Raw genomic sequence first — 19,954 nt, 5'->3', positions numbered from 1 at the left:
TAGGAATAATTATGAGTACTTCACCTTCAACACCATCGCGTCAATTACGTCTCGGCCTGTTTGTTCAGGCGCTGGGTCACCACGTCGGCGGCTGGCGTGCCGCCGGTGCCAGCGGTTCACCGACCGACATTGACTGGTTTACCTGGATCGCTCAAAAGGCCGAAGAAGGCACCTTTGACATGTTCTTCGTCGGTGATGCGCTGGCGACCAGCGTGCACCGTTTGCCGTCTACGATGTCACGCCTGGAGCCGCTGACGCTGCTGGCCGCGCTGGCGGTCAATACCCGCCATATCGGGCTGGCGGCCACCGCCTCCACTACTTTCGACCAGCCTTTCCATTTGGCACGCGCCATGGCTTCCATTGACCATATCAGCCACGGCCGTGCAGCCTGGAACGTGGTGACTTCATTCTCCAGCGATGCGGCACGCAACTTCAGCCGTGACGACCTGCCTTCGCACGCCGAGCGCTATGAAGTAGCGCGCGAATTCCTGCAGGCCAGCTACAAACTGTGGGACGGCTGGGAAGAAGACGCCATCGTGCGTGACAAAGAAAACGGCGTTTACGCCATTGACGAGAAAATCCATGCCGCCAACCACAAGGGCAAGCATTTCTCGGTACAGGGACCGCTGAACATTTCGCGCTCGCCACAAGGGCGTCCGGTGATTATCGAAGCCGGTTCCTCACCGGCCGGGCAGCAGTTGGCGGCTGAAACCGCCGAGGTGGTGTTTACCGCTGCCGCCACGCTGGAAGAAGGCCAGGCGTTTTACCGCAGCCAGAAGAAATTTGTCGCCGATGCCGGCCGTAACCCGGATCACTTGCTGATCCTGCCGGGCGTGATGCCGATCATCGGCCGCACCAAGGCCGAAGCACAGGAAACCTGGTACCAACTCAATCAGTTGGTGGATATCGACAATGGTATTGAGCAGTTGTCTGCCCGTTTTGGCTTTGACCTGAGCGGTTTCCCGCTCGACGGTCCGGTACCGGACGTGGGTGCGACCGAAGGCGGCCAAAGCCGGGTGAAACTGCTGACCGATCTGGCCGCGCGTGAAAATCTGACGCTGCGTGAATTGGCCGCCGTTGCCGCAGGTTCACGAGGACATCGCGTGGTGGTTGGTACCGCCGAAGAGATCGCCGATGACTTCCAACTGTGGCTGGAACAGCAAGGTGCCGACGGCTTTAACATCATGCCTGCCGTGCTGCCGAACCAACTGGAGCTGTTCGTCGAACTGGTGATCCCGGAGTTGCGCCGTCGTGGCCTGTTCCGTGAGGAGTATCAGTACTCAACCCTGCGTGAAAACCTGGGCCTGCCGCAACCGGCAATCAACTTCGCCAACGTTAAGTCGGCTTAATTCGCAGGGGAATATCATGAAAATCACCACAAAACGCACCGCACTGTCCCTGCTGTTGGTCGCTGGCACACTGGCTCCGCTGGCCAACGGATTTGCGGCAGAAGGCGATGTGCCCTTCCGTGCCGCAGTAAAAGCCAGCGCCGATCCAGCGCTGCACGACAGCCTGCCAGAAGCCATCAAAAAGGCCGGTTACATCGTGGCGGGGACCAACCCGAATACCCCGCCAACCACTTTCTATGAAACGGACAATAAAACGCTGGCTGGGCGCGAAATTGATGTGATGAGCGCGATTGCCGATCGTCTTGGCGTAGCGATCCATTGGAAGGATACCGGCGGCTTCGACAATATCATTCCCGGCCTGAAATCCGGCCGCTATGACGTGGCGCTGGCCAACATCGACGCCAACAAAAAACGCTTCCAGCAGGTCGATTTCGTCGGCTATTACAATGCCTCCAAACTGGCGCTGATTGCCCGTAAAGATGCGGCACTTGGTCCTTATACCGATTTGGCACAGCTTTGTGGTCAGACCGTCGGTGCCGGTGCCGGCACTTCGCAGATCACCCGTTTGCAGCAAGCCAGCGATCAATGCGTCAGCGACGGCAAACCGGCTATCACTATTCCGATCTTCCCCGACCGCCCGGCCGGCGTTCAGGCGGTGATCAGCGGTCGCGTACCGATGTTCTTCGGCCCCTATGAAGGCTTGCGTTACCAGGCTACTCATGTGAAGCCGCTGGCACTGGCCGGCGACATCAACATTGAAGGCACCACCGTCGCCATTGCCTTGCCAAAGGGCTCCGAGTTGGTGAAACCGGTGCAGGCGGCGCTGAACTCGCTGATTGCCGATGGTAGCTACCAGAAAATCCTCGACGGCTGGGATATCGGTTTTGGTGCGGTGAAAACTGCCGGTATCAACGAAGAGATCGCAAAATGAGTGGGCAACACCCCATCGACGATGCCGAGCTGCGCATCGTCGGTCATCGGCATTATGGGCGTTGGTTCAGCGCGCTGCTGGTGCTGCTGATCCTCGGCATCATCGCCAATTCGATGGTGCACAACCCGCGCTTCGAATGGGCGGTGGTGGCGGAAAACTTCACCGAAGACTCGATTATCAACGGCGTGATCATGACGCTGAAACTGACGGTAATTTCGGTGTTCTTCGGCTTTGCCGGCGGCGTAGTGCTGGCATTGATGCGCCTGTCGGCCAACCCGGTGTTGGTGGCAGTGAGCTGGTTCTATACCTGGTTCTTCCGCGCGGTACCGATGCTGGTGCAGCTTTTCCTGTGGTACAACATCGCCGCGCTCTACCCGCGTATCAGTCTGTGGTTCCCCTTTCTGGGCGAAGTCGCCAGCGCGCCGACCAACACCATTATCAGCACCTTTAGCGCGGCGGTGATCGCCCTGGTAATGCATCAGTCGGCTTATGCGGCAGAGATTGTGCGTGCCGGTATCCAAAGCGTCGGCAGCGGTCAGTTGGAGGCCGCCAAGGCTCTTGGCTATCGCCGTGGGCAGATCCTGTGGCGAGTAGTATTGCCACAGGCCATGCGCACAATTCTGCCACCGGCCGGGAATGAGGTGATCGGACAGCTTAAAACCACCGCGGTGGTGTCGGTGATTGCCTTGCAGGACGTACTGTATTCGGCGCAGATCATCTACCAGCGCACCTACGAGGTGATCCCGCTGCTGCTGGTCGCTACGCTGTGGTATCTGGTGATGACCTCTATCTTGTCGGTCGGCCAGCACTACGTTGAGCGTTACTTTGGTCGGGGCAGCCAGGCCACGGGCAGCAACTGGCTGTTCCGCAGCCGTAAGGCCCCGGTTAGCCAGGCACAGGGAGCAGAATCATGAGCGCCGCCATTGTGATTAATCAGGTGCGGAAGTCCTTTTCCGGCACCGAAGTGCTGAAGAATATCAGCCTGCAGATCCCGGCAGGGTCGGTCACGGTGATCCTCGGCCCTTCCGGCTCGGGGAAATCGACCCTGCTGCGTTGCATCAACCACCTGGAGAAACTCGACGGTGGCACTATTCGCGTGGGTGAACAGCTCATCGGCTATCGCCAAAAAGGTCATCAACTGTATGAACTGAAGGAACGTGAGGTCGCCGAACAACGCAAAAGTATTGGCATGGTATTCCAACAGTTCAATCTGTTCCCCCACCGCACGGTGCTGGAAAACGTCACCGAAGCGCCATTGCTGGTTAAAAAGGAAAAGAAATCTGTGGTGCTGGAACGGGCAAAGGCCCTGCTGACCCGCGTCGGGCTGGAACACCGTATCCACGCCTGGCCACGCGAACTTTCGGGCGGTCAACAACAGCGGGTCGCGATTGCCCGCGCGTTGGCGATGAACCCCGAGGTGTTATTGTTCGATGAGCCGACTTCCGCACTCGATCCTGAGCTGGTGGGTGAAGTGCTGCAGGTCATGAAGGGCCTGACGCATTCGGGCATGACCATGGTGGTAGTGACGCACGAAATCGGTTTTGCCCGCGAGGTGGCAGATCAAATCATCTTTATGGATCAGGGGAAAGTGGTGGAGACGGGAACTGCGCAGCAGGTACTGGATGCGCCGCAGCATCAGAGAACGCGTGACTTTCTGGCCACCGTGCTCTAAACCTGCGTCGGGGGGCATTGCGCCCCCTGATCATTAAATTCAGTCTTTCTTTTTGCCTATGGCGGAGAAAAGATTACACAGCTCACCCAGGCCATAAATCGAGCCAAGTAACACGGCTATCATTACCGGTACCAGGACCACCACGGTTGCCAAACTCTCAATCATCTCTAACATCGTCGTCACCTGGTTTTTAAGCAGAGAAAAGCCTTCTCAGGAAAAAATATTTCCCTGAGTTTTCTTAAGGTTATTGTTGCTTGATTTCAATCTGTGATGCAGATCACACCCTAACGTCGCTAATGTAACTTACACAGTTGCATTACCGCAATACAAAAAAATGCTCTTTCCTGCCAGCCGATTGTCCCTCAAGCCAGGTACTGAAAATCACTGCGCCATCCTGACAGAACCCCCAGCAGCTCTCGCCTGCAAGAACCAACGCCCCGGTTTTGTTCATATTGAAAATACATAAAATAATACCCCAACAAAGCAACTATTGTAGGAAGACAGCAAGAATGAAATATTCACCAAAGATATGTTTATGCGAAAATAATAATAATTGCGTAGGGTATCCCCCACAAATTCATAGCCAAGAATCATAAATACATATGACCTTTCACAAGATTATTTCAGGGAGATATCTATGATGATAAACAAAGAAAAATTCAGATCATGCCGGTGGCATTTTAATTAAATACCTAAAAAATTAACTTTTATTTTTTTGCCAATGCCCTTGGCCGCGGACTCAGTCCATATGCACATATTGCCAAAAAAGAGGCGTGCCCCTACCAGGGAAACATCACCATGATACTACCGAAACCTGCCATTACCGATATTCACGGCAAACAACCCATACCTCTGCCGCTATTGCCGCCCCAACTTGCTAATCTGTTGACCGCTAATGAACGCATTATTATGCAGGCCCTACTCAGCGGTCAGGCTCTGACCACTATTGCCTGGAGATTAAAGCGCGATATCCGCACCGTCAGCAACCAAAAGCAGGCGGCCATGGCTCGACTCTCTTTGACCAGCAATGCCATGTTGTATGCCCTGGGGGCTCTACTCGGCCCCCCCTTGAGCGCGGATATTACTGTCCGTCGTCGGTTACTGGCTCCCCGTGAACAGTTGGTGTTGAATGCCCTGCTCACGGGGTTAAGCGTGACAGATATCGCCTATCAACAAGGACGTAGCGTGAAAACGGTCAGCTATCAGAAACGTCGATTAATGCAAAAGCTGGGGCTGAATAATGATGTGGCGTTATTCGCACTGGCCCCCCAACAGGCGCGGGTGTTGCTGAGATCTTGGTCTGGCTGGCCAAAACCTGGCAGTGAAGCATCACCCTCAGGTTGAGACGGCCTAAAGAGAGATTTTTGATGTCCTTTGAATTGGTGCACAGAGGTCTCTGTTCATAAGCTATCTCGCCCTGGATATACTCACATTATGTTCAAAATTTAATTTTGTTTCACATGGAACATATGCCACATCCGTTTGATTTAAATGGAAATATATAATTCAATATATTTTAAAAAGCAATTATCAAAAACAAACAGCAGGAATGAAGTAGTGAGTAAACGCCCGTTTGTGCAAAAATAATGGACGCAGCTTATCGTTATCGCGAAAGCATTATTAAAAATAGATATACATGGTCAAATTGTTACATATTTGTTTCAGGGAGAGACAGGTGAAAATTAAAACGAAGAAACATCTCAGCACCTCACTCATAAAAAACACGCCAGTGATTTTTAAAAAAACACAGTCAGCCAACAGAAATTTCACCCTCCAGAAACATCAACGGGGGATATTCAGCAATTTGATATCTTTGACTATCAATAGCAAGATGACGACATCAACGGTAAAAATAAAAAGGACACCTATTCAGTGGTTTGAACGCTATGCCTGGCATGGCGTATTTATTGTCAGCGGCTTATTTTGGCTGGTGGTCTGTGGGTTTATTTGGTTTCTGAGTTCACTTTAAGTCAATCATTATAAAATAACTTCAATGCCCTCTCTTGAGGGCAGAAGCCCCTGTCTCTTCCCCCTAATGCAAACCAAGGCATGCCGTTGTCAATGTCGCTTGTAACTCGTGTAGTTCTGCTGGCCAGTCCTGTTATCCGGCCCGGTGCCGGTGACATGCCATTGTTTCGGTCCTGCAGTCAGGCTGTTCATTTTATCGTCATAACGAATGCGGGAAGCCGATCGGCAAAATCCGAATGCTAAAAATTAAGAATATTTACCTATTCTAATTTCTTTCGCAGGAATACATTCATCTCAACTTTTACCGGCCGATTAACCAGTGCTTTCTTTGTCTGTTAATTAGGCAACTTTACCAGGAAACTCTTATGAACATTAAACGTGCTGCAGGCGTAATGGTTGTTATCATGGCAACGCTTTCCGTGACTGCATGCGGGAATATGTCTCACCGCGATCGCAACACTGCTATTGGCGCCGGCGTAGGTGCATTGGGTGGTGCAGTATTGACCGACGGCAGCACGCTGGGGACCTTGGGCGGCGCAGCGCTGGGCGGCATCATCGGTCACCAGACCAGCCGCTGATCCTTACAGCAAAAAATATCAGTTTCAGGTCGGTTATTGTCTGTTTAAAGTAATCGACCTGAAATCTATGCCATTCCATTATTTATTAATATTAAAGAAACTCAGTAGTGGTTTTTATTACCCTCATAAAACCCAACCAGAATAAAATTCCTGGTCCTACCCACGTACTCCCTCACCTTTCCGTGACCTGGCAACTGACCTTTCGTGAGCAATGTTCGCTTTATTCGCACTGCTATTTTTATTTCTTGACTTACACCATGTCAGGATTATAGTTCCAATATTAAATGTGGAACAAAGTTTCATATTTGAAACTTACTCAAAGTTAAAATAATAAATACTTAACCAAATCTTGTCTCATATATAAAACCCAAGCAACGCTTCCATTATTTTATGGCGGAACGCGCTCGTTTTTAAAAAGTCAGTCTTGATCAGGGGAAAGCCATGCGTAAGGCCATCATCATAACTTTACTTTTATCACCAATGAGTTACGCCAACACCACCACACCAGACAAGGATAAACTCGTCACCGGGTCGCCGGTAAAAAAGAGCAGCCCGGTATTTCCTCACCTTCATTGGCAAAGTGAAGATAATAAGAAAAACATTGATATCGGTGGAGCATTGCGTGCCAATTACCGCTATGAGGATTGGGGTAGTAGCAATTACCGCCACCCGCCGCACTTGCGTTTTGACGCCTTCCGCATCGACACCAGCGCCAATTATAATGACGCATTCTTTGATTCTGGTTTTTGGTTTCAGGATCACCGGAAATACGCTATCGACCGTGCTTATGTCGGTTATCACCTGACTGGCAACTCGGACCTACAGCTTGGCGCGCCGTTCAAACCCTTTGGTTTGCAGCCCTATCCCCAGTTTGGTTGGTCCTACGGCATCCCGTTTTACCTCGGTTTCGGTGTTAATAACGGGCTGGGTGCCAAATATCAATACCATGACAATGCTTGGGCGTTCGATGCAGCCTATTTTCCCCGCATGATGCCGGCAGGCGTGCGCTATGCGCCGGAGGTGGGCAATTATGACGATCTGAAAAACACCAACTACGGCTCGCAGCATTTGCAATCCAACGAGAAACGCGACCAGGTTAACCTGCGTCTGACGCGTGAATTCCATCAGGGTGACTGGAACAACGAGCTCGGCGGCTCGCTGGCAGGCTCCCGGCTCTATAATCATGCCACTGGGGATAATGGCTCTTTCTGGGCGGCAGGCCTGCACGCGTTGGTGAACCACGATCCATGGCATCTGTCGACTCAGGTTATCCGTTATTCTTATGATGCCAAGGGGCCTGAGGGGGCAAACAACTCGGTGATTTTAATGGGCGGCAACGGCCTGACCCCAGCCTATTTGATTCCGGCACAGGCCACTACCGCGTCTATCAACCTGGCACGCGATGTCGAAGTGCCCTGGGGACCGGTAAAAAAACTGCGTTTTTATAACGACTACAGCGTGCTGTGGAAGGATAAGGACGGCGGGTCAGACTCTAAAATGAATACCCTGGGGGTACAGATCTTCGCCATGCCGGTGATGGTTTGGGTTGATTTGACCTGGGCGCAAAATGCCAACCCCTGGGGTGGAGCCGAAAACGCCACCGGCTGGACCAGCACCCAGTCCTCCGGCAGCAATAAATGGTATTTTCGTTCCAACGTGAACATCGGCTACTACTTCTGATCCGGTCCCCCTCCATCGAGGGGGCTTTGTGTCACCCCTTAACCTGAGATACCACCTTCAGCGGCTGGGCATCAGGCAGGATGTTCATATGCTCCAGTACCTGGGCCATAATTTTGCCGAACACCGGGCCGGCCACCGAACCACCGAAGTGCTTACCAGCTTTCGGGTTGTTGACCATCACCACCAGTGCCACCTGAGGATCGCTGGCCGGGGCCACACCGGCGGTGTAGTTGATATACCCGCCGTCGTATTTCCCGTTGGTCCCCATTTTCTCGGCGGTACCGGTTTTAATCGCCAACCGGTAACCCGGCACGGCGGCGCTGAGGCCACTGCCGCCCGGCAAGGCGTCGCTTTCCATCATATGCACCACGGTTTTTACCGTATCTTCTGGCAGAATGCGTTGTCCCATCACCGGTGGAGTGACCTTGGTGATCGATAAGGGTCGATAAACCCCATAGGAACCGATGGTGGCATATTCACGCGCCATTTGTAGCGGCGTCACACGTAGCCCATAGCCAAAGGAGAAGGTTGCACGTTCGATATCCGCCCAGCGCTCACGGTGCTGCGGCAAGTAGCCGCTGCTCTCGTTACCGATGCCCAGATCGGTTGGCAGCCCCAGACCAAAGCTTTTGTAAACCGCCGGCAGTACGGTGGCCGGCAGCGCCAGTGCGATGTGTGAAACGGCAATGTCACTGGATTTTTGCAGCACGCCGGTAATGGTCAGCTTCGACCAGTGGCCCACGTCCTTGATCAGGTGGCCGTTGACCCGGTAAGGCGTGGTATCCAGCACGGTATCCGGTTTAATCAAGTGGTGCTCCAGCCCGACCATCACCACAATCGGTTTCACCGTAGAGCCCGGCTCGAAGCTGTCACTGCTGCATACGTTACGAATGTCTTTCGTTGGCGTATTGGCATAGTTGTTTGGGTTAAATGACGGGTAGCTGGCCATGCCCAGTACTTCACCGGTATTCACCTTCACCAACACCGCACAGCCGGAGTCGGCCTGATTCGCCACCACGCCGTCGCGGATCTGCGCATACAACACGTATTGGATGAATTTATCGATGCTCAGCGTGACGTTCGGCGGTGGCACAGGGTCGACGTTTTTGATCACGCCAATCACCGCCCCGCTGCCATCCTTCTGGTAGACGCGGACGCCGTTCTTGCCTTGCAGCAGGTGGTTAAAGCCCAGCTCAATGCCTTCCAGCCCCTGATTGTCCTGCCCGACAATACCGATCAACCCGGCGGCATCCTGACTCATCGGATAAAAGCGGCTGAAGTCCTGCTCCGTGCTGACACCGGTTAAATGCAGCTTGCTGATATAGCTGGCATTATCATCTTCAACCTTACGCGCCAGATAGACAAATCGCTTATGGGCGTTAGTCTGGATTAGCTTCTGCACCTCGGTCAGTGGCATTTTCAGCACGGTGGCAAGACTCTGCCAACGTTCATTAGTCAGATCGGTATGGGTGTCGAGAATATGCTTGGGATCCAGCACGATGTCTCTTGAAGACACGCTCACGGCCAAAGCTTCACCATTGCGATCGGTGATCATCCCCCGGTTGGTCGGCAGCACCTGGGTGCGGATCGAACGCTGATCCGCCTGGTCAGCCAATTGCTGATGCTCCAGCAATTGTAAGTAGCCGACCCGGAACGCCAGCAGGAAAAAGCACACCAGTATCCCGGCGCAAATCCAGCCAAAGCGAAGGGTGGAATAATTTTTACCGCTTTTTTTTGTTGATGGCGCCACTGTTAACCCTGCGTTTTTATTAAAGTTATGTAATGATTTCAGTCTACCCTGACAAAAATCTTTAGAAGATTGCAGTTTGTAAGAAAGTAAAAACAAACGCGTTTAGGGTTGCACGTCCGCACTGTCGTTTAACTCCGGTTTAACTTGCCGATCGTCCGCAGCCTGTGGCGCATTAGCCGGGTCAAAAATATGGTCGAGGATCGCCCGGGCGGTCGGCCCTGCAACCACGCCGTCACCGCCGCCGTTTTCCAAAATCAGTGCCATGGCCACCCGCGGATTTTTATAGGGGGCGAACAGCGTATAGAAGATATGGTCGCGCAACCGCACTGGGATCATCTTGGCGTTATAGGTCTGATTTTCTTTCAGACCGAACACCTGTGAAGTACCGGACTTAGCGGCGATTTGGTATGACGCGGTGTGGAACAGTTTGTAACCGGTGCCGTTCGGCAGGTTGGCCATGCCGTACATGCCGTTGCGTACGATGCCCCAATACGGTGATTTGGCATCACCAATCTGCGCGGTTTGTACCGGCGGCTGATAGCGGCTGACCCGGTTGCCCTGCTTCATCGAATACAGCAGATGCGGTGTTTTCACCTTGCCGTTATTGATCAGCGTGGTTAATGCCTTCACCATCTGGATCGGCGTGGCGACCCAATATCCCTGGCCAATCCCTACCGAGATGGTGTCACCCTGGTACCAGGGTTTTTTATGCACCCGCTGCTTCCATTCGCGGCTTGGCAGCACGCCACGATACTCTTCATTAAGATCGATCCCGGTCGCCTGACCGTAACCAAACTGACTCAGCCAACTGTGAATACGGTCAATGCCCATTTCATACGCCACCTGATAGAAGAAGGTATCGGCAGACTCTTCAATCGCCTTGGTCACGTTCAGCATGCCGTGGCCGCTTTTTAGCCAGTCACGGTAACGGCGTTGGGTGCCCGGCAAGGTCCAGGTCGGAGCACCAAAGAAAGTGGTGTTGGGGGTGATCACCCCGGCAAACAGCGCAGAAGTGGCCATGTAGGGTTTCACGGTGGAGGCCGGTGGATACAGCCCCTGCGTAACGCGGTTAATCAGCGGTAAATCGGGGTTAGCCAGCAGAGACTTGTAAGCGGGATAACTGATGCCCTTCACGAAAGGATTGGGATCGTAACTGGGGCTGGACACCATCGCCAGAATGCCGCCGTCACGCGGATCCTCAACCACCACCGCCGCACGCTGCCCCTTCAACACGGATTCAATGTACTGCTGCAACCGCAAGTCGAGTGTCAGGTAGATATTCTTGCCGGCCTGCGGTGGCTGCTCCTTCAGCAGGCGTATCACCCGGCCGTGGTTGTCCACCTCCACTTCCTGATAGCCGGTGGTACCGTGCAGCTCAGACTCATAGTAAGCCTCAATGCCCTGCTTGCCGATATTGTGATCGGCGGCATAGTTCTCGCTAAGGCCTTCTTTATCCAACCGTTTCAAATCACCATCATTGATTTTCGATACATAACCCACCACATGCGCCAGCTCGGCACCATAGGGATATTCACGTTGCTGATAGGTATCGATGGTTACCCCGTCAAAGCGGTATTGATTGACGGCAAAGCGCGCCACTTCCGTTTCGGTCAGCCCGTTTTTTAGCGTCACCGGCTTATAGCGGCCATTGTGGTGCATGTCATCGCGAAAGGCGGTGATGTCTTCGGGGGTCAGATCGACAATCGGCGTCAGTTGTTGCAGTAGCGCGGTCATATTGTCGATTTTGCTGGGAATGATCTGGATTTGGTACAGCGTAATATTGCGCACCAGCGGGGTGCCATTGCGATCGAAGATCAGCCCGCGGCTGGGGGCAATCGGCACCATTTTAATGTCGTTTTGATTCGATCGCGTTTGGTAAAATCCATGCTGTTTAATCTGCAAACGGTACAGGTTGGCGACCAGTACACCAAAACAGGCGACAACCAGCACCATAGCCACACTGGCACGGCGGATAAACAGCATTTCCTCTGCGGAATGGTCACGAATTTTATCTTGTAATAGGGCCATGCGTGGCGAGCTACCTGTCTGACGTCACACTTTCCCAAGATAAATCAGGGCAGTGAAAAGTCGGCAAGCATAGCGTTATTGCCGAAGGCGCCCCATTAAAAGGTTGCTAATGAAATGGCATAAATGTTTCAGCATGTTGGAATGTTACCAAATGCCGATTTTTCTCCCGCTCAGGGATTGAGCCGCCGTTTGCGCCAGTGCTACAATGTGACACAGATCACACTATTCCATTTTTGCCCGCACAAACCTCCCGGCGCCCTGCCGGTTGCGGCTTTTTCCAAGGACCATGTTCGATGAGTGCCATTGCCACAGGTTTTATTATGATGCGCTGGGAGTTACTGAGCGCCGTTATGATGTTTATGGCCAGCCAGCTAAACGTCGTTTGCCGTAAGACCAGCCGCAACGGTATGGCATTTATGTTCAGCAGCCTGGGGTTGTTCACCACCTGCTGGTTCGTCATGGGCTTGATGGGCATCAGCTTCAGTCAGGAAGGTTTTGTGCTTTTCTGGTCCCACGCCTGGGACATGTATGTCGAAGTGGTCAGCAACACTCCCACCGACTGGCCCATGCCCTGAGCCGCATTTAATCTCCCTCAACGGCAGGCAACGGCACCGACATCTCCAGCAGTATTTTGCAGAATGCCTGCGCAGCCGCGCCAGGTTCAGCGCCGTTGACGATCAGGGTGAAATCGATGTCGGGCAATTCGGGTAGCCCGTACTGGTCGCCGATCACTTTCATTCCCGGCGCCACATCGCCGCTTGCCATGACGGCAACGCCCAGTCCCGCCAGCACGGCCGCCCGTAGCCCTTGCTGGCTTTGTGAGGTGAAGGCGGTATGCCATTCGATAGCCTTGCTTTCCAAAGCGGCGATCCCGGCCTCGCGACTGACCGACGGCGCGGGCAACAATGCCAGCGGCAACGACGTGCCCTCAAGGCTGAATGTCTCAGCCGCTACCCACACCAATTGCGTCCTCCGCAATAACCGGCCCTCAATATGGTTAGCCAGCGACATCACGACGGCCAAATCCAGTTCGTTGCCCTTCACCATCCCACAAAGATCCAGCCCGATACTGACATTGACTTCCAACCTGACCGCAGGAAAAGTCCGGGCGAACTGGGATAACAACGGCGGCAATCGTTCCCCCAGAAAACTCTCCGCAAGGCCAAAGCGTACGACTCCCGACACGGGTGAGGATTCAAAGCGCCGCCGCAAGGCGTCGAGCGCATGTAAAACTTGCATGGCGTGGCGTAGCAAATCCTCACCGTCTTCGGTTAGCGTCAAGCGGCGCGTAGTACGGTGCAATAACTGTCGGCCAATCTGCTCCTCAAGCCGACGGATCTGGTGACTGACCGCGGATTGGGTCAGATTCTGTTGCTGCGCAGCGCGCGTAAAGCCGCCGGTTTCGGTAACCGCAACGAAGGTGCGCAGCAGTGTCGGGTCAATGTTCATAGGATGATTACATGATGGATTTTAATTAATAACAATAAATTAAATCATTTCTATCATGCAAATCATTTATCCAGAATGGTTACTCGTTTCCGTAACCTTTCTTTTGTGGAAAAATTCATGACGCTCTCTCACACCAGTAAAAACAGACTGGCATTAACGGCAATTTGCCTCGCCGCGCTGATGTTCGGCCTGGAAATCTCCAGCGTGCCGGTGATACTGCCGACGCTGGAACGGGTATTACACAGCAATTTCAGCGAAATGCAGTGGATTATGAATGCCTACACTCTGGCCTGTACCGCAGTGATGATGGCCACCGGAACGCTGTCCGACCGTTTTGGCCGCAGGCGAGTTTTCATCATCGCCATTGTCGCTTTTGGCCTCACTTCCTTACTCTGCGGCCTGGCCAACGGCTCGACGATGCTGATCGTGGGCCGCTTTATGCAAGGCATGGCGGGCGGCGCCATGTTGATTTGCCAGGTAGCAGCATTGTCGCATCAGTTTCAGAACGGCAAACAGCGTGGCCAGGCCTTCGGCATTTGGGGCGTCGTTTTTGGCATTGGGTTAGGATTTGGGCCGGCGATCGGCGGCGTTATCGTGGCGATCGCCAACTGGCAGTGGGTATTTTTGATTCATGTGGTCATCGCCGCTCTGACACTGTTACTGGTGATTTTCAGCGTGCAAGAATCCCGCGATCCTCAGGCGGCAAAACTGGATAGTCTGGGGATCGTCACATTGTCGCTGTCGGTTTTTGGGTTGGTCTATTTTATCACTCAGGGGGCGGGATTCGGTTTCACCAGCGTTCGCGCCGGGGGGATCCTTCTGGCTGCAGCCCTCAGCCTGCTGCTGTTTATCGGGGTTGAGAGACGCAGCCCCTATCCGATGATTGAGTTTTCCGTGTTCAGGAATCGGCAATTTTCCGGGGCGCTGATGGGATCCATCGGCATGAATTTCAGCTTCTGGCCTTTTATGATCTACCTGCCGCTCTATTTTCAAATTGGGCTGGGTTATGACAGCCTGACCACAGGTTTGTCGCTGCTCGCCTATACGCTTCCCACGCTTGTCTTCCCCCCGGTGGGTGAGCGATTAGCTCTGCGTTACCGCCCTGGAACCGTGATCCCCTCGGGGCTATTCGCGCTTGGATTGGGCTTCCTGCTGATGAAATCAGGTAGCAGCGGCGAACATGCCGGCGGATTGGCTATGCTGCCGGGGTTACTTATCGCCGGCATCGGCCTGGGGATCACCAATACCCCGGTGACCAACACCACCACAGGTTCGGTGTCGAATGCCCGCGCCGGCATGGCCTCCGGGATAGACATGAGTGCCAGAATGATCGCGTTGGCTGTCAATATTGCCGTCATGGGTTTTATCTTGCTGGCGGGCGTTGACGTTTGCCTGCGACAAACGCTGCCCGAATCATTCGGTACCTTGCCGCTACGTGCGGTGGCGGAGCAGATAGTGGCGGGTAATCTCACCGCATTGAAAACACTCCCCGAATGGGATGCCTTGGCCCCCCTGGGTCATGCTGCGTTGACGCAAAGTTTTGGCCTGGTGATGTTGTACGGCGGCCTCGGTGCCTGGGCGTTGGCTGCTGCCAGCCTGATGATTTTCGCCCCCTGGAAAACTGCAGCCGCACTCCCCCGGTAATAACATCTCGCTATGACTGAATGGTTCATAAAATAAATAAAATATAATCGGGTGGTCTGAGACCAACTGGGGCTTATGCTGGCCCCAGACAACCTTGTCACACCGACGGGAAGGCAAACTTCCTGCCCACACTTTCCTGTTCCCTCCTTAATTAATCCAGAATCCGGCTTAATAATTAACCGATGACTGGCATGGCTGATGGATAGCCACGCGCCGCCATCAGGATGCGTCATGATTTCTCCCTCTGCCCGTATTGCCGACAACAGTGTGATTGAGCCCGGCGTGATTATCGGTGCCCGCGTGCGTATCGGCCCCTTTTGCTTTATTTCTGCCGGCGTTGAGATTGGTGAAGGCACCTCGATCGCTTCACACACGGTGATTAATGGCCTGACACGCATTGGCCGAGACAATATTATCGGCCCGTTTTCCTCGATCGGCGAAGCCAGCCAGGATTTGAAATATGCCGGTGAGCCGACCACGCTAACCCTCGGCGATCGCAATCGCATCGGCAAATATGCCACCCTGCATCGCGGGACGCTACAAGGCTGCCAGCGAACCATTATCGGTAATGACAATGATCTGCGCGACAATGTGCATGTGGCCCACGACTGTATCATCGGTGACGGCACTTACCTCGGCGATCACAGCGGTTTGGCCGGGCATGTTGAACTGGGCGATGCCGCCTGGATCGGCGCCCGGTGCGCGATACATCAATTTTGCATTATCGGTGCCCATGCGCGGTTAGACGACCACTCCCTGGCGGTGCAAGATCTACCGCCTTTCGTACTGGCTGCGGGGCAGCGCGCCAAACCCGGTGGTGTACACCTGTCCGCCCCGGCTTTTTTGGCCGCCGACCCGCAACAGCAGCGGGTGATTCACTCGCTGTATGACATGATCTACCACCGGGCCATGGCGCTGGAGGATGTCCGGCAAGAAGTCATTCACCTCAGCGTGGAATACCCGCTGTTGAGCCTGTTCCACGATTTCTTTACACGTTCGACGCGCGGTATTATCCGCTGATCAAAGAGGCCGTTATGCCACCTTATGGCAACGCACCGCCGTACCTGCCAGATTGACGCGCAGGTTTTGTGGCAGTTGGCAGCCTTCTCCAGCGTAGGGACAGCGTTCACGGAAAAAGCAGCCCAGGGGTAACTGGCGGTTACCCGGCAGTTCACCCTTGCGATCTTCAATGGCGCTGTCGCTCAGCGAACGGCCGGCACGGGGCACCGAATCCAGCAACAGCCGGGTATAAGGATGCTGCGGCTGGCGCAGTACCTGCGCGGTCGGCCCCAGCTCAACGATTTGCCCCAGATACATCACCGCCACCCGGTCGCTCATGTGCTGGATCACCGAGACGTTATGCGAGATCAGCACGTAGGTCAGGTTGCGCTGGCGTTGCAGTTCCACCAGCAGATTGAGGATCTGCGCCTGCACCGAGATATCCAGTGCCGAGGTCGGTTCATCCAGCACGATGATATCCGGCTGTGAGGACAGCGCACGAGCAATGGAAATGCGCTGGCGCTGCCCGCCGGAAAACTCGTGCGGCAGCCGGTCAATCGCCTCCGGCCGCAGACCGACCTGTTGCGCCAGTTCTGCCGCCTGTGCTCGCCGCTGCGTCACGCTGTTATGCTGCTGTACATACACAGGTTCGGTGATAATGCGCCACACCGGCAGGCGTGGATCGAGCGACGACTGCGGATCCTGAAACACCATCTGCATGCCGCTGCCAAACCAGGAACCTTGGTTACGTGCACGCAACAGTTCGCCGCTGCTGGGCTTCAACAACCCCATCAGCAACTGCGCCAGCGTACTTTTGCCGCAGCCGGATTCGCCGACGATACCCAGGGTTTCCCCACGCATGATATTGAGATCCAGCCCATTGAGCGCATGCACATACTCTCGCGGCTTACCGCGCCAGTTGTAACTGGCGGGAAAGCGCAGCCGCACGTCGCGCAATTCCAGCAGCGCTTCAAGGTTCATTTCTTACCTCCAGTTCGATTGACTGCGGATGCCAGCAGGCCACCCGCTGGGTCGGTTCAGCGGCCAATGGCAGCAGCGACGGGGTTTGTTGGCACTGGGCGTCGGCGTAGCGGCAGCGGTTGCTGAAGGCACAGCCCGGCGGCAACGCACTGAGATTGGGCACCGTGCCGGGAATAGCCCGCAGCAGGCTGCGCGGTTCGGCGCGCTCCGGTGCCGCCAGCAACAGCCCAATGGAATACGGATGGCTCGGGTGTTCAATCACTCTGGCGGTAACCCCGCTTTCAATCACGTGCCCGGCGTACATCACATACACCCGGTCACAAAGCTGCGACACCACCGCCATATCATGGGTGATAAACAGCACCGCCGTACCGCTGGCGCGCGCTTTCTGCTGTAACAAACGCAGCACCTGACGCTGCACCGTGACGTCCAGTGCGGTGGTGGGTTCGTCGGCGATAATCAGCTCTGGCTCACAGGAGAATGCCATGGCGATCAGCACCCGCTGGCGCATACCGCCGGACAGCTCAAACGGATAACGCTCCATCACCCGCTCCGCATCGGCAATTTGCATCTCCCGCAGCAGTTGGATCGCCTTGTCACGGGCCGCTGCCGCCGATAACCGCTGATGCAGACGGATCACTTCACACATCTGGCGACCAATCTTGCGCGTCGGGTTCAGCGCGCTCATCGGCTCCTGAAAAATCATCGACACCCTGGCCCCCCGCAGTTGGCGCATTTGTCGCTCGCTGGCCTTCAGTACGTCGGTACCCAACATCTCCAGCGAACCGCCGGTCACGCTGTAGCCGTCCTCCGCCAGCAGGCGCAGGGTCATCATCGCGGTCACCGACTTGCCGGAGCCGGATTCGCCCACCACGCCGACAATCTCACCGGCCTTAACCTGCAGTGAGACACGGTTCAGCGCTTTGACGCTGCCGCCGTAGACCGGAAATTCCAGTTGCAACTCATCGATAGATAAAACGGTAGTTTCACTCATCAGCGCCCCCGAGCTTTAGGATCCAGCAGGTCGCGCAGACCGTCGCCGAACAGGTTGAAGCCGGTGGCGGTGATCAGGATCGCCGTACCGGGAAAGGCTGAATACCACCACTGGTCGAGCACATAGTTACGGCCGTTGGCCACCATCGCACCCCATTCAGCGGTCGGTTGCTGGGCACCCAGGCCGATAAAGCCCAGCGTAGCCGCCATCAGGATCGCGGTGCCAATGTCCAGCGACGCCTGAACCACCAACGGCGGCATCACGTTACGCAGCACATGCCAACCGATCAGGTGCCAGCGGGAAGCGCCAAAGGTACGCGCCGCCTGCATGTAGGCCTGGTGGCGTAGCGTCAACGTCTGGCCACGCGCCAGTCGGACATAAAACGGAATACGCACCACCGCAATCGCCAGCATGGCATTGAACAGGCTGGGCCCGAGCGCCGCCGCCAACGCCATGGTCAGCACCAGCGAAGGCACCGACAGCATGATGTCCATGCAACGCATGATCAGTGCATCGACCGTACCGCCGATCACGCCGGAGAAACAGCCAAGCAGCGAGCCAATACCCCCCGCCAGCACCACCACTGCCAGCCCGGCGGCCACCGACTGTCGGCTGCCGACCAGCACCCGGCTGAACAGATCTCGACCCACTTCATCGGTGCCGAACCAGTGGTTGGCAGAAGGCGGCAGCAAGCGCGCGGTCAGGTCAATCGCATCCGGGTTGTGCGGTACCAGCCACGGTGAGAACAGCATCAGGAACAGCACGACAATCATGATGGCGGCGCCCAGCAGCGTCAGCGGGCTACGCCGCACCCGGTACCAGGCACGTCGCAGGCTGATAAAGCGTAAGGTCGGTTGTGTTGCCGACGGTTGTTCGATTTGAGTCATCGTCATTATCCCTCGCCCCCCATTCGCGGGTCGATCCACAGGTAAAGCAGATCGACGATCAAATTAACCATCACGTAGGCGAAGGACACCACCACCGCAAAGCCCATTACCGCCGGGAAATCCAGCGCCTGTATAGAATCCACCACGTAAGCGCCCATGCCCGGCCAGGCGAATACCGTTTCGGTCAGCACCGCACCGTAGAGCAGATCTCCCAGTGCCAGCCCCAACACCGTTACCGAGGGGATCAACGCATTCGGCAATGCATGACCCAGTACCACTCGCCAGTGTGAAAGGCCGTTGGCGCGCGCAGTACGGATGTAATCTTCCCCCAGTTGTTCGAGCATCGCCGAGCGGATTTGCCGCGCGACCACCCCGAGGTGAACAAACGCCAGCGTCAGCGCGGGCAAGATCAGATGCTGCAGGCTGTTCCAGAACGCCTCGCCGTTGCCGGTCAACAGGGAGTCCAGCAGGTAGAAGCCGGTGATATGGGTGGGCGGATCCAGCCAGTCGTCCAGCCTGCCGCCGCCGGGTAACAGATTCAGTTGGCCGTAAAAAAGGATAATGACGCCCAGCCCCAGCCAGAACGCCGGGGTGGAGATGCCAGTTACCGACAGCAGTCGTACCAGATGATCGGGCCATTTATTGCGATAAACCGCCGACACCACGCCGAGCGGCACCCCCAGCACTATTGCCAGCAGCAAGGCGCAAAAAGCCAGCTCCAGCGTGGCGGGAAAGAAGGCACGCAGATTCCTCCAGCACCGGGCGGCCGGTGCGGATGGAGGTACCCAGATCGCCATGCAGCAGATCCAGCACATAGCGGCCAAATTGCACATATAACGGTTGATCCAGGCCCAGTTGCTGGCGAATGTGCTGGACGATTTCCTCGCTGGCACGGTCACCGGCCAGCAGCCGGGCCGGATCGCCGGGGATCAGGTGCGAGATGGTAAAGGTGATCACGCACACCCCGAACATCACCAGCACCAACCCCCAGCAACGCTGACGGATAAGGCTCCAAACGTTCATAGCGATTTCCCATGGTGCAGG

18 protein-coding genes and 1 pseudogene are annotated in these 19,954 nt (G+C 55.2%); 11 read left to right on the top strand and 8 right to left on the bottom strand.

The window, feature by feature from the left end; translation table 11 throughout:
• Window positions 1-11: 11 nt before the first annotated feature.
• From BEI65_RS02395 to BEI65_RS02380, 4 genes are read left to right on the top strand one after another with little or no spacing between them, the layout of a single operon-like run.
• On the top strand, window positions 12-1,349 hold the full coding sequence (locus BEI65_RS02395) for an LLM class flavin-dependent oxidoreductase (RefSeq protein ID WP_099061959.1): 1,338 nt from the start codon (window positions 12-14) through the stop codon (window positions 1,347-1,349).
• 16 nt (window positions 1,350-1,365) lie between these two features.
• The gene (locus tag BEI65_RS02390) at window positions 1,366-2,280 is read left to right on the top strand and encodes an ABC transporter substrate-binding protein (RefSeq protein WP_099061958.1); all 915 of its coding nucleotides are present in this window, start codon (window positions 1,366-1,368) and stop codon (window positions 2,278-2,280) included.
• A complete protein-coding gene (locus BEI65_RS02385) occupies window positions 2,277-3,194 on the top strand; it encodes an amino acid ABC transporter permease (protein WP_099061957.1) in 918 nt (305 codons plus the stop codon). The genes BEI65_RS02390 and BEI65_RS02385 overlap by 4 nt, the downstream gene beginning before the upstream one ends.
• Window positions 3,191-3,952 carry an amino acid ABC transporter ATP-binding protein gene (locus tag BEI65_RS02380; RefSeq protein ID WP_099061956.1) on the top strand — a complete coding sequence of 254 codons (762 nt, stop codon included), beginning with the start codon at window positions 3,191-3,193 and terminating at the stop codon, window positions 3,950-3,952. The genes BEI65_RS02385 and BEI65_RS02380 overlap by 4 nt, the downstream gene beginning before the upstream one ends.
• A 39-nt stretch (window positions 3,953-3,991) precedes the next feature.
• Here BEI65_RS02380 and BEI65_RS02375 read toward each other — a convergent pair whose 3' ends face one another.
• Window positions 3,992-4,126: an AcrZ family multidrug efflux pump-associated protein gene (locus tag BEI65_RS02375; protein WP_099061955.1), complete on the bottom strand. Its 135-nt coding sequence runs from the start codon at window positions 4,124-4,126 to the stop codon at window positions 3,992-3,994.
• A gap of 624 nt (window positions 4,127-4,750) precedes the next feature.
• On the opposite strand from BEI65_RS02375, the gene BEI65_RS02370 reads away from it, so the two are divergent.
• The 4 genes from BEI65_RS02370 to BEI65_RS02355 all read left to right on the top strand — a co-directional run bounded on the left by BEI65_RS02370 (window position 4,751) and on the right by BEI65_RS02355 (window position 8,178).
• Window positions 4,751-5,296 carry a LuxR C-terminal-related transcriptional regulator gene (locus BEI65_RS02370; RefSeq protein WP_099061954.1) on the top strand — a complete coding sequence of 182 codons (546 nt, stop codon included), beginning with the start codon at window positions 4,751-4,753 and terminating at the stop codon, window positions 5,294-5,296.
• Window positions 5,297-5,627: 331 nt separating this feature from the next.
• A complete protein-coding gene (locus BEI65_RS02365) occupies window positions 5,628-5,921 on the top strand; it encodes a hypothetical protein (RefSeq protein ID WP_099061953.1) in 294 nt (97 codons plus the stop codon).
• Between the two features lie 364 nt (window positions 5,922-6,285).
• Window positions 6,286-6,498, top strand: coding sequence for an osmotically-inducible lipoprotein OsmB (osmB, locus tag BEI65_RS02360; RefSeq protein ID WP_085116717.1), 213 nt, complete (start codon window positions 6,286-6,288; stop codon window positions 6,496-6,498).
• Window positions 6,499-6,939: 441 nt separating this feature from the next.
• A complete protein-coding gene (locus tag BEI65_RS02355; RefSeq protein WP_099061952.1) occupies window positions 6,940-8,178 on the top strand; it encodes a hypothetical protein in 1,239 nt (412 codons plus the stop codon).
• 31 nt (window positions 8,179-8,209) lie between these two features.
• Here the strand turns inward: BEI65_RS02355 and BEI65_RS02350 are convergent, their stop codons facing one another.
• Together BEI65_RS02350 and mrdA are read right to left on the bottom strand one after the other, a co-directional pair.
• A complete protein-coding gene (locus tag BEI65_RS02350) occupies window positions 8,210-9,928 on the bottom strand; it encodes a penicillin-binding transpeptidase domain-containing protein (RefSeq protein ID WP_099061951.1) in 1,719 nt (572 codons plus the stop codon).
• 102 nt (window positions 9,929-10,030) lie between these two features.
• Window positions 10,031-11,956 (bottom strand): penicillin-binding protein 2, encoded by a 1,926-nt coding sequence (gene mrdA, locus BEI65_RS02345; RefSeq protein WP_198404388.1) that lies wholly within the window; start codon window positions 11,954-11,956, stop codon window positions 10,031-10,033.
• A 293-nt stretch (window positions 11,957-12,249) separates the two neighbouring features.
• Here mrdA and BEI65_RS02340 point away from each other — a divergent pair, with 293 nt between their 5' ends.
• Window positions 12,250-12,531 (top strand): YjcB family protein, encoded by a 282-nt coding sequence (locus BEI65_RS02340; RefSeq protein ID WP_085116713.1) that lies wholly within the window; start codon window positions 12,250-12,252, stop codon window positions 12,529-12,531.
• Between the two features lie 7 nt (window positions 12,532-12,538).
• On the opposite strand, the gene BEI65_RS02335 is transcribed toward BEI65_RS02340, so the two are convergent.
• Complete coding sequence (locus BEI65_RS02335) at window positions 12,539-13,405, bottom strand: LysR family transcriptional regulator (RefSeq protein ID WP_099061950.1); 867 nt, start codon at window positions 13,403-13,405, stop codon at window positions 12,539-12,541.
• A 117-nt stretch (window positions 13,406-13,522) separates the two neighbouring features.
• Here BEI65_RS02335 and BEI65_RS02330 point away from each other — a divergent pair, with 117 nt between their 5' ends.
• On the top strand, window positions 13,523-15,049 hold the full coding sequence (locus tag BEI65_RS02330; RefSeq protein ID WP_099061949.1) for an MFS transporter: 1,527 nt from the start codon (window positions 13,523-13,525) through the stop codon (window positions 15,047-15,049).
• Window positions 15,050-15,280: 231 nt separating this feature from the next.
• Window positions 15,281-16,069 (top strand): acyl-ACP--UDP-N-acetylglucosamine O-acyltransferase, encoded by a 789-nt coding sequence (lpxA, locus tag BEI65_RS02325; RefSeq protein ID WP_099061948.1) that lies wholly within the window; start codon window positions 15,281-15,283, stop codon window positions 16,067-16,069.
• 12 nt (window positions 16,070-16,081) lie between these two features.
• On the opposite strand, the gene BEI65_RS02320 is transcribed toward lpxA, so the two are convergent.
• The 4 genes and pseudogenes from BEI65_RS02320 to BEI65_RS02305 form a co-directional block, all read right to left on the bottom strand.
• The gene (locus BEI65_RS02320; RefSeq protein ID WP_099061947.1) at window positions 16,082-17,029 is read right to left on the bottom strand and encodes an ABC transporter ATP-binding protein; all 948 of its coding nucleotides are present in this window, start codon (window positions 17,027-17,029) and stop codon (window positions 16,082-16,084) included.
• Complete coding sequence (locus tag BEI65_RS02315; RefSeq protein ID WP_099061946.1) at window positions 17,019-18,023, bottom strand: ABC transporter ATP-binding protein; 1,005 nt, start codon at window positions 18,021-18,023, stop codon at window positions 17,019-17,021. Before BEI65_RS02315 ends, BEI65_RS02320 begins: the two co-directional genes overlap by 11 nt.
• Window positions 18,023-18,910: a D,D-dipeptide ABC transporter permease gene (ddpC, locus tag BEI65_RS02310; RefSeq protein ID WP_099062081.1), complete on the bottom strand. Its 888-nt coding sequence runs from the start codon at window positions 18,908-18,910 to the stop codon at window positions 18,023-18,025. Before ddpC ends, BEI65_RS02315 begins: the two co-directional genes overlap by 1 nt.
• 5 nt (window positions 18,911-18,915) lie before the next feature.
• Window positions 18,916-19,933: pseudogene (locus BEI65_RS02305) on the bottom strand (ABC transporter permease).
• Window positions 19,934-19,954 lie beyond the last annotated feature (21 nt).

It is taken from the genome of Serratia sp. BW106, assembly GCF_002607755.1.
GTDB lineage: Bacteria > Pseudomonadota > Gammaproteobacteria > Enterobacterales > Enterobacteriaceae > Serratia > Serratia proteamaculans.
The sequence above is the reverse complement of the archived record's forward strand: the minus strand, read 5'-3'. Positions and strand labels throughout refer to the sequence as shown.

What these genes read in the sequence shown, in the direction of transcription:
- BEI65_RS02395 (WP_099061959.1), top strand. Translation starts at nt 12, where the DNA reads ATGAGTACTTCACCTTCAACACCATCGCGTCAATTACGTCTCGGCCTG.
- BEI65_RS02390 (WP_099061958.1), top strand. Translation starts at nt 1,366, where the DNA reads ATGAAAATCACCACAAAACGCACCGCACTGTCCCTGCTGTTGGTCGCT.
- BEI65_RS02385 (WP_099061957.1), top strand. Translation starts at nt 2,277, where the DNA reads ATGAGTGGGCAACACCCCATCGACGATGCCGAGCTGCGCATCGTCGGT.
- BEI65_RS02380 (WP_099061956.1), top strand. Translation starts at nt 3,191, where the DNA reads ATGAGCGCCGCCATTGTGATTAATCAGGTGCGGAAGTCCTTTTCCGGC.
- BEI65_RS02375 (WP_099061955.1), bottom strand. Translation starts at nt 4,126, where the DNA reads ATGTTAGAGATGATTGAGAGTTTGGCAACCGTGGTGGTCCTGGTACCG.
- BEI65_RS02370 (WP_099061954.1), top strand. Translation starts at nt 4,751, where the DNA reads ATGATACTACCGAAACCTGCCATTACCGATATTCACGGCAAACAACCC.
- osmB (WP_085116717.1), top strand. Translation starts at nt 6,286, where the DNA reads ATGAACATTAAACGTGCTGCAGGCGTAATGGTTGTTATCATGGCAACG.
- BEI65_RS02355 (WP_099061952.1), top strand. Translation starts at nt 6,940, where the DNA reads ATGCGTAAGGCCATCATCATAACTTTACTTTTATCACCAATGAGTTAC.
- mrdA (WP_198404388.1), bottom strand. Translation starts at nt 11,956, where the DNA reads ATGGCCCTATTACAAGATAAAATTCGTGACCATTCCGCAGAGGAAATG.
- BEI65_RS02340 (WP_085116713.1), top strand. Translation starts at nt 12,250, where the DNA reads ATGAGTGCCATTGCCACAGGTTTTATTATGATGCGCTGGGAGTTACTG.
- BEI65_RS02335 (WP_099061950.1), bottom strand. Translation starts at nt 13,405, where the DNA reads ATGAACATTGACCCGACACTGCTGCGCACCTTCGTTGCGGTTACCGAA.
- BEI65_RS02330 (WP_099061949.1), top strand. Translation starts at nt 13,523, where the DNA reads ATGACGCTCTCTCACACCAGTAAAAACAGACTGGCATTAACGGCAATT.
- lpxA (WP_099061948.1), top strand. Translation starts at nt 15,281, where the DNA reads ATGATTTCTCCCTCTGCCCGTATTGCCGACAACAGTGTGATTGAGCCC.
- BEI65_RS02320 (WP_099061947.1), bottom strand. Translation starts at nt 17,029, where the DNA reads ATGAACCTTGAAGCGCTGCTGGAATTGCGCGACGTGCGGCTGCGCTTT.
- BEI65_RS02315 (WP_099061946.1), bottom strand. Translation starts at nt 18,023, where the DNA reads ATGAGTGAAACTACCGTTTTATCTATCGATGAGTTGCAACTGGAATTT.
- ddpC (WP_099062081.1), bottom strand. Translation starts at nt 18,910, where the DNA reads ATGACTCAAATCGAACAACCGTCGGCAACACAACCGACCTTACGCTTT.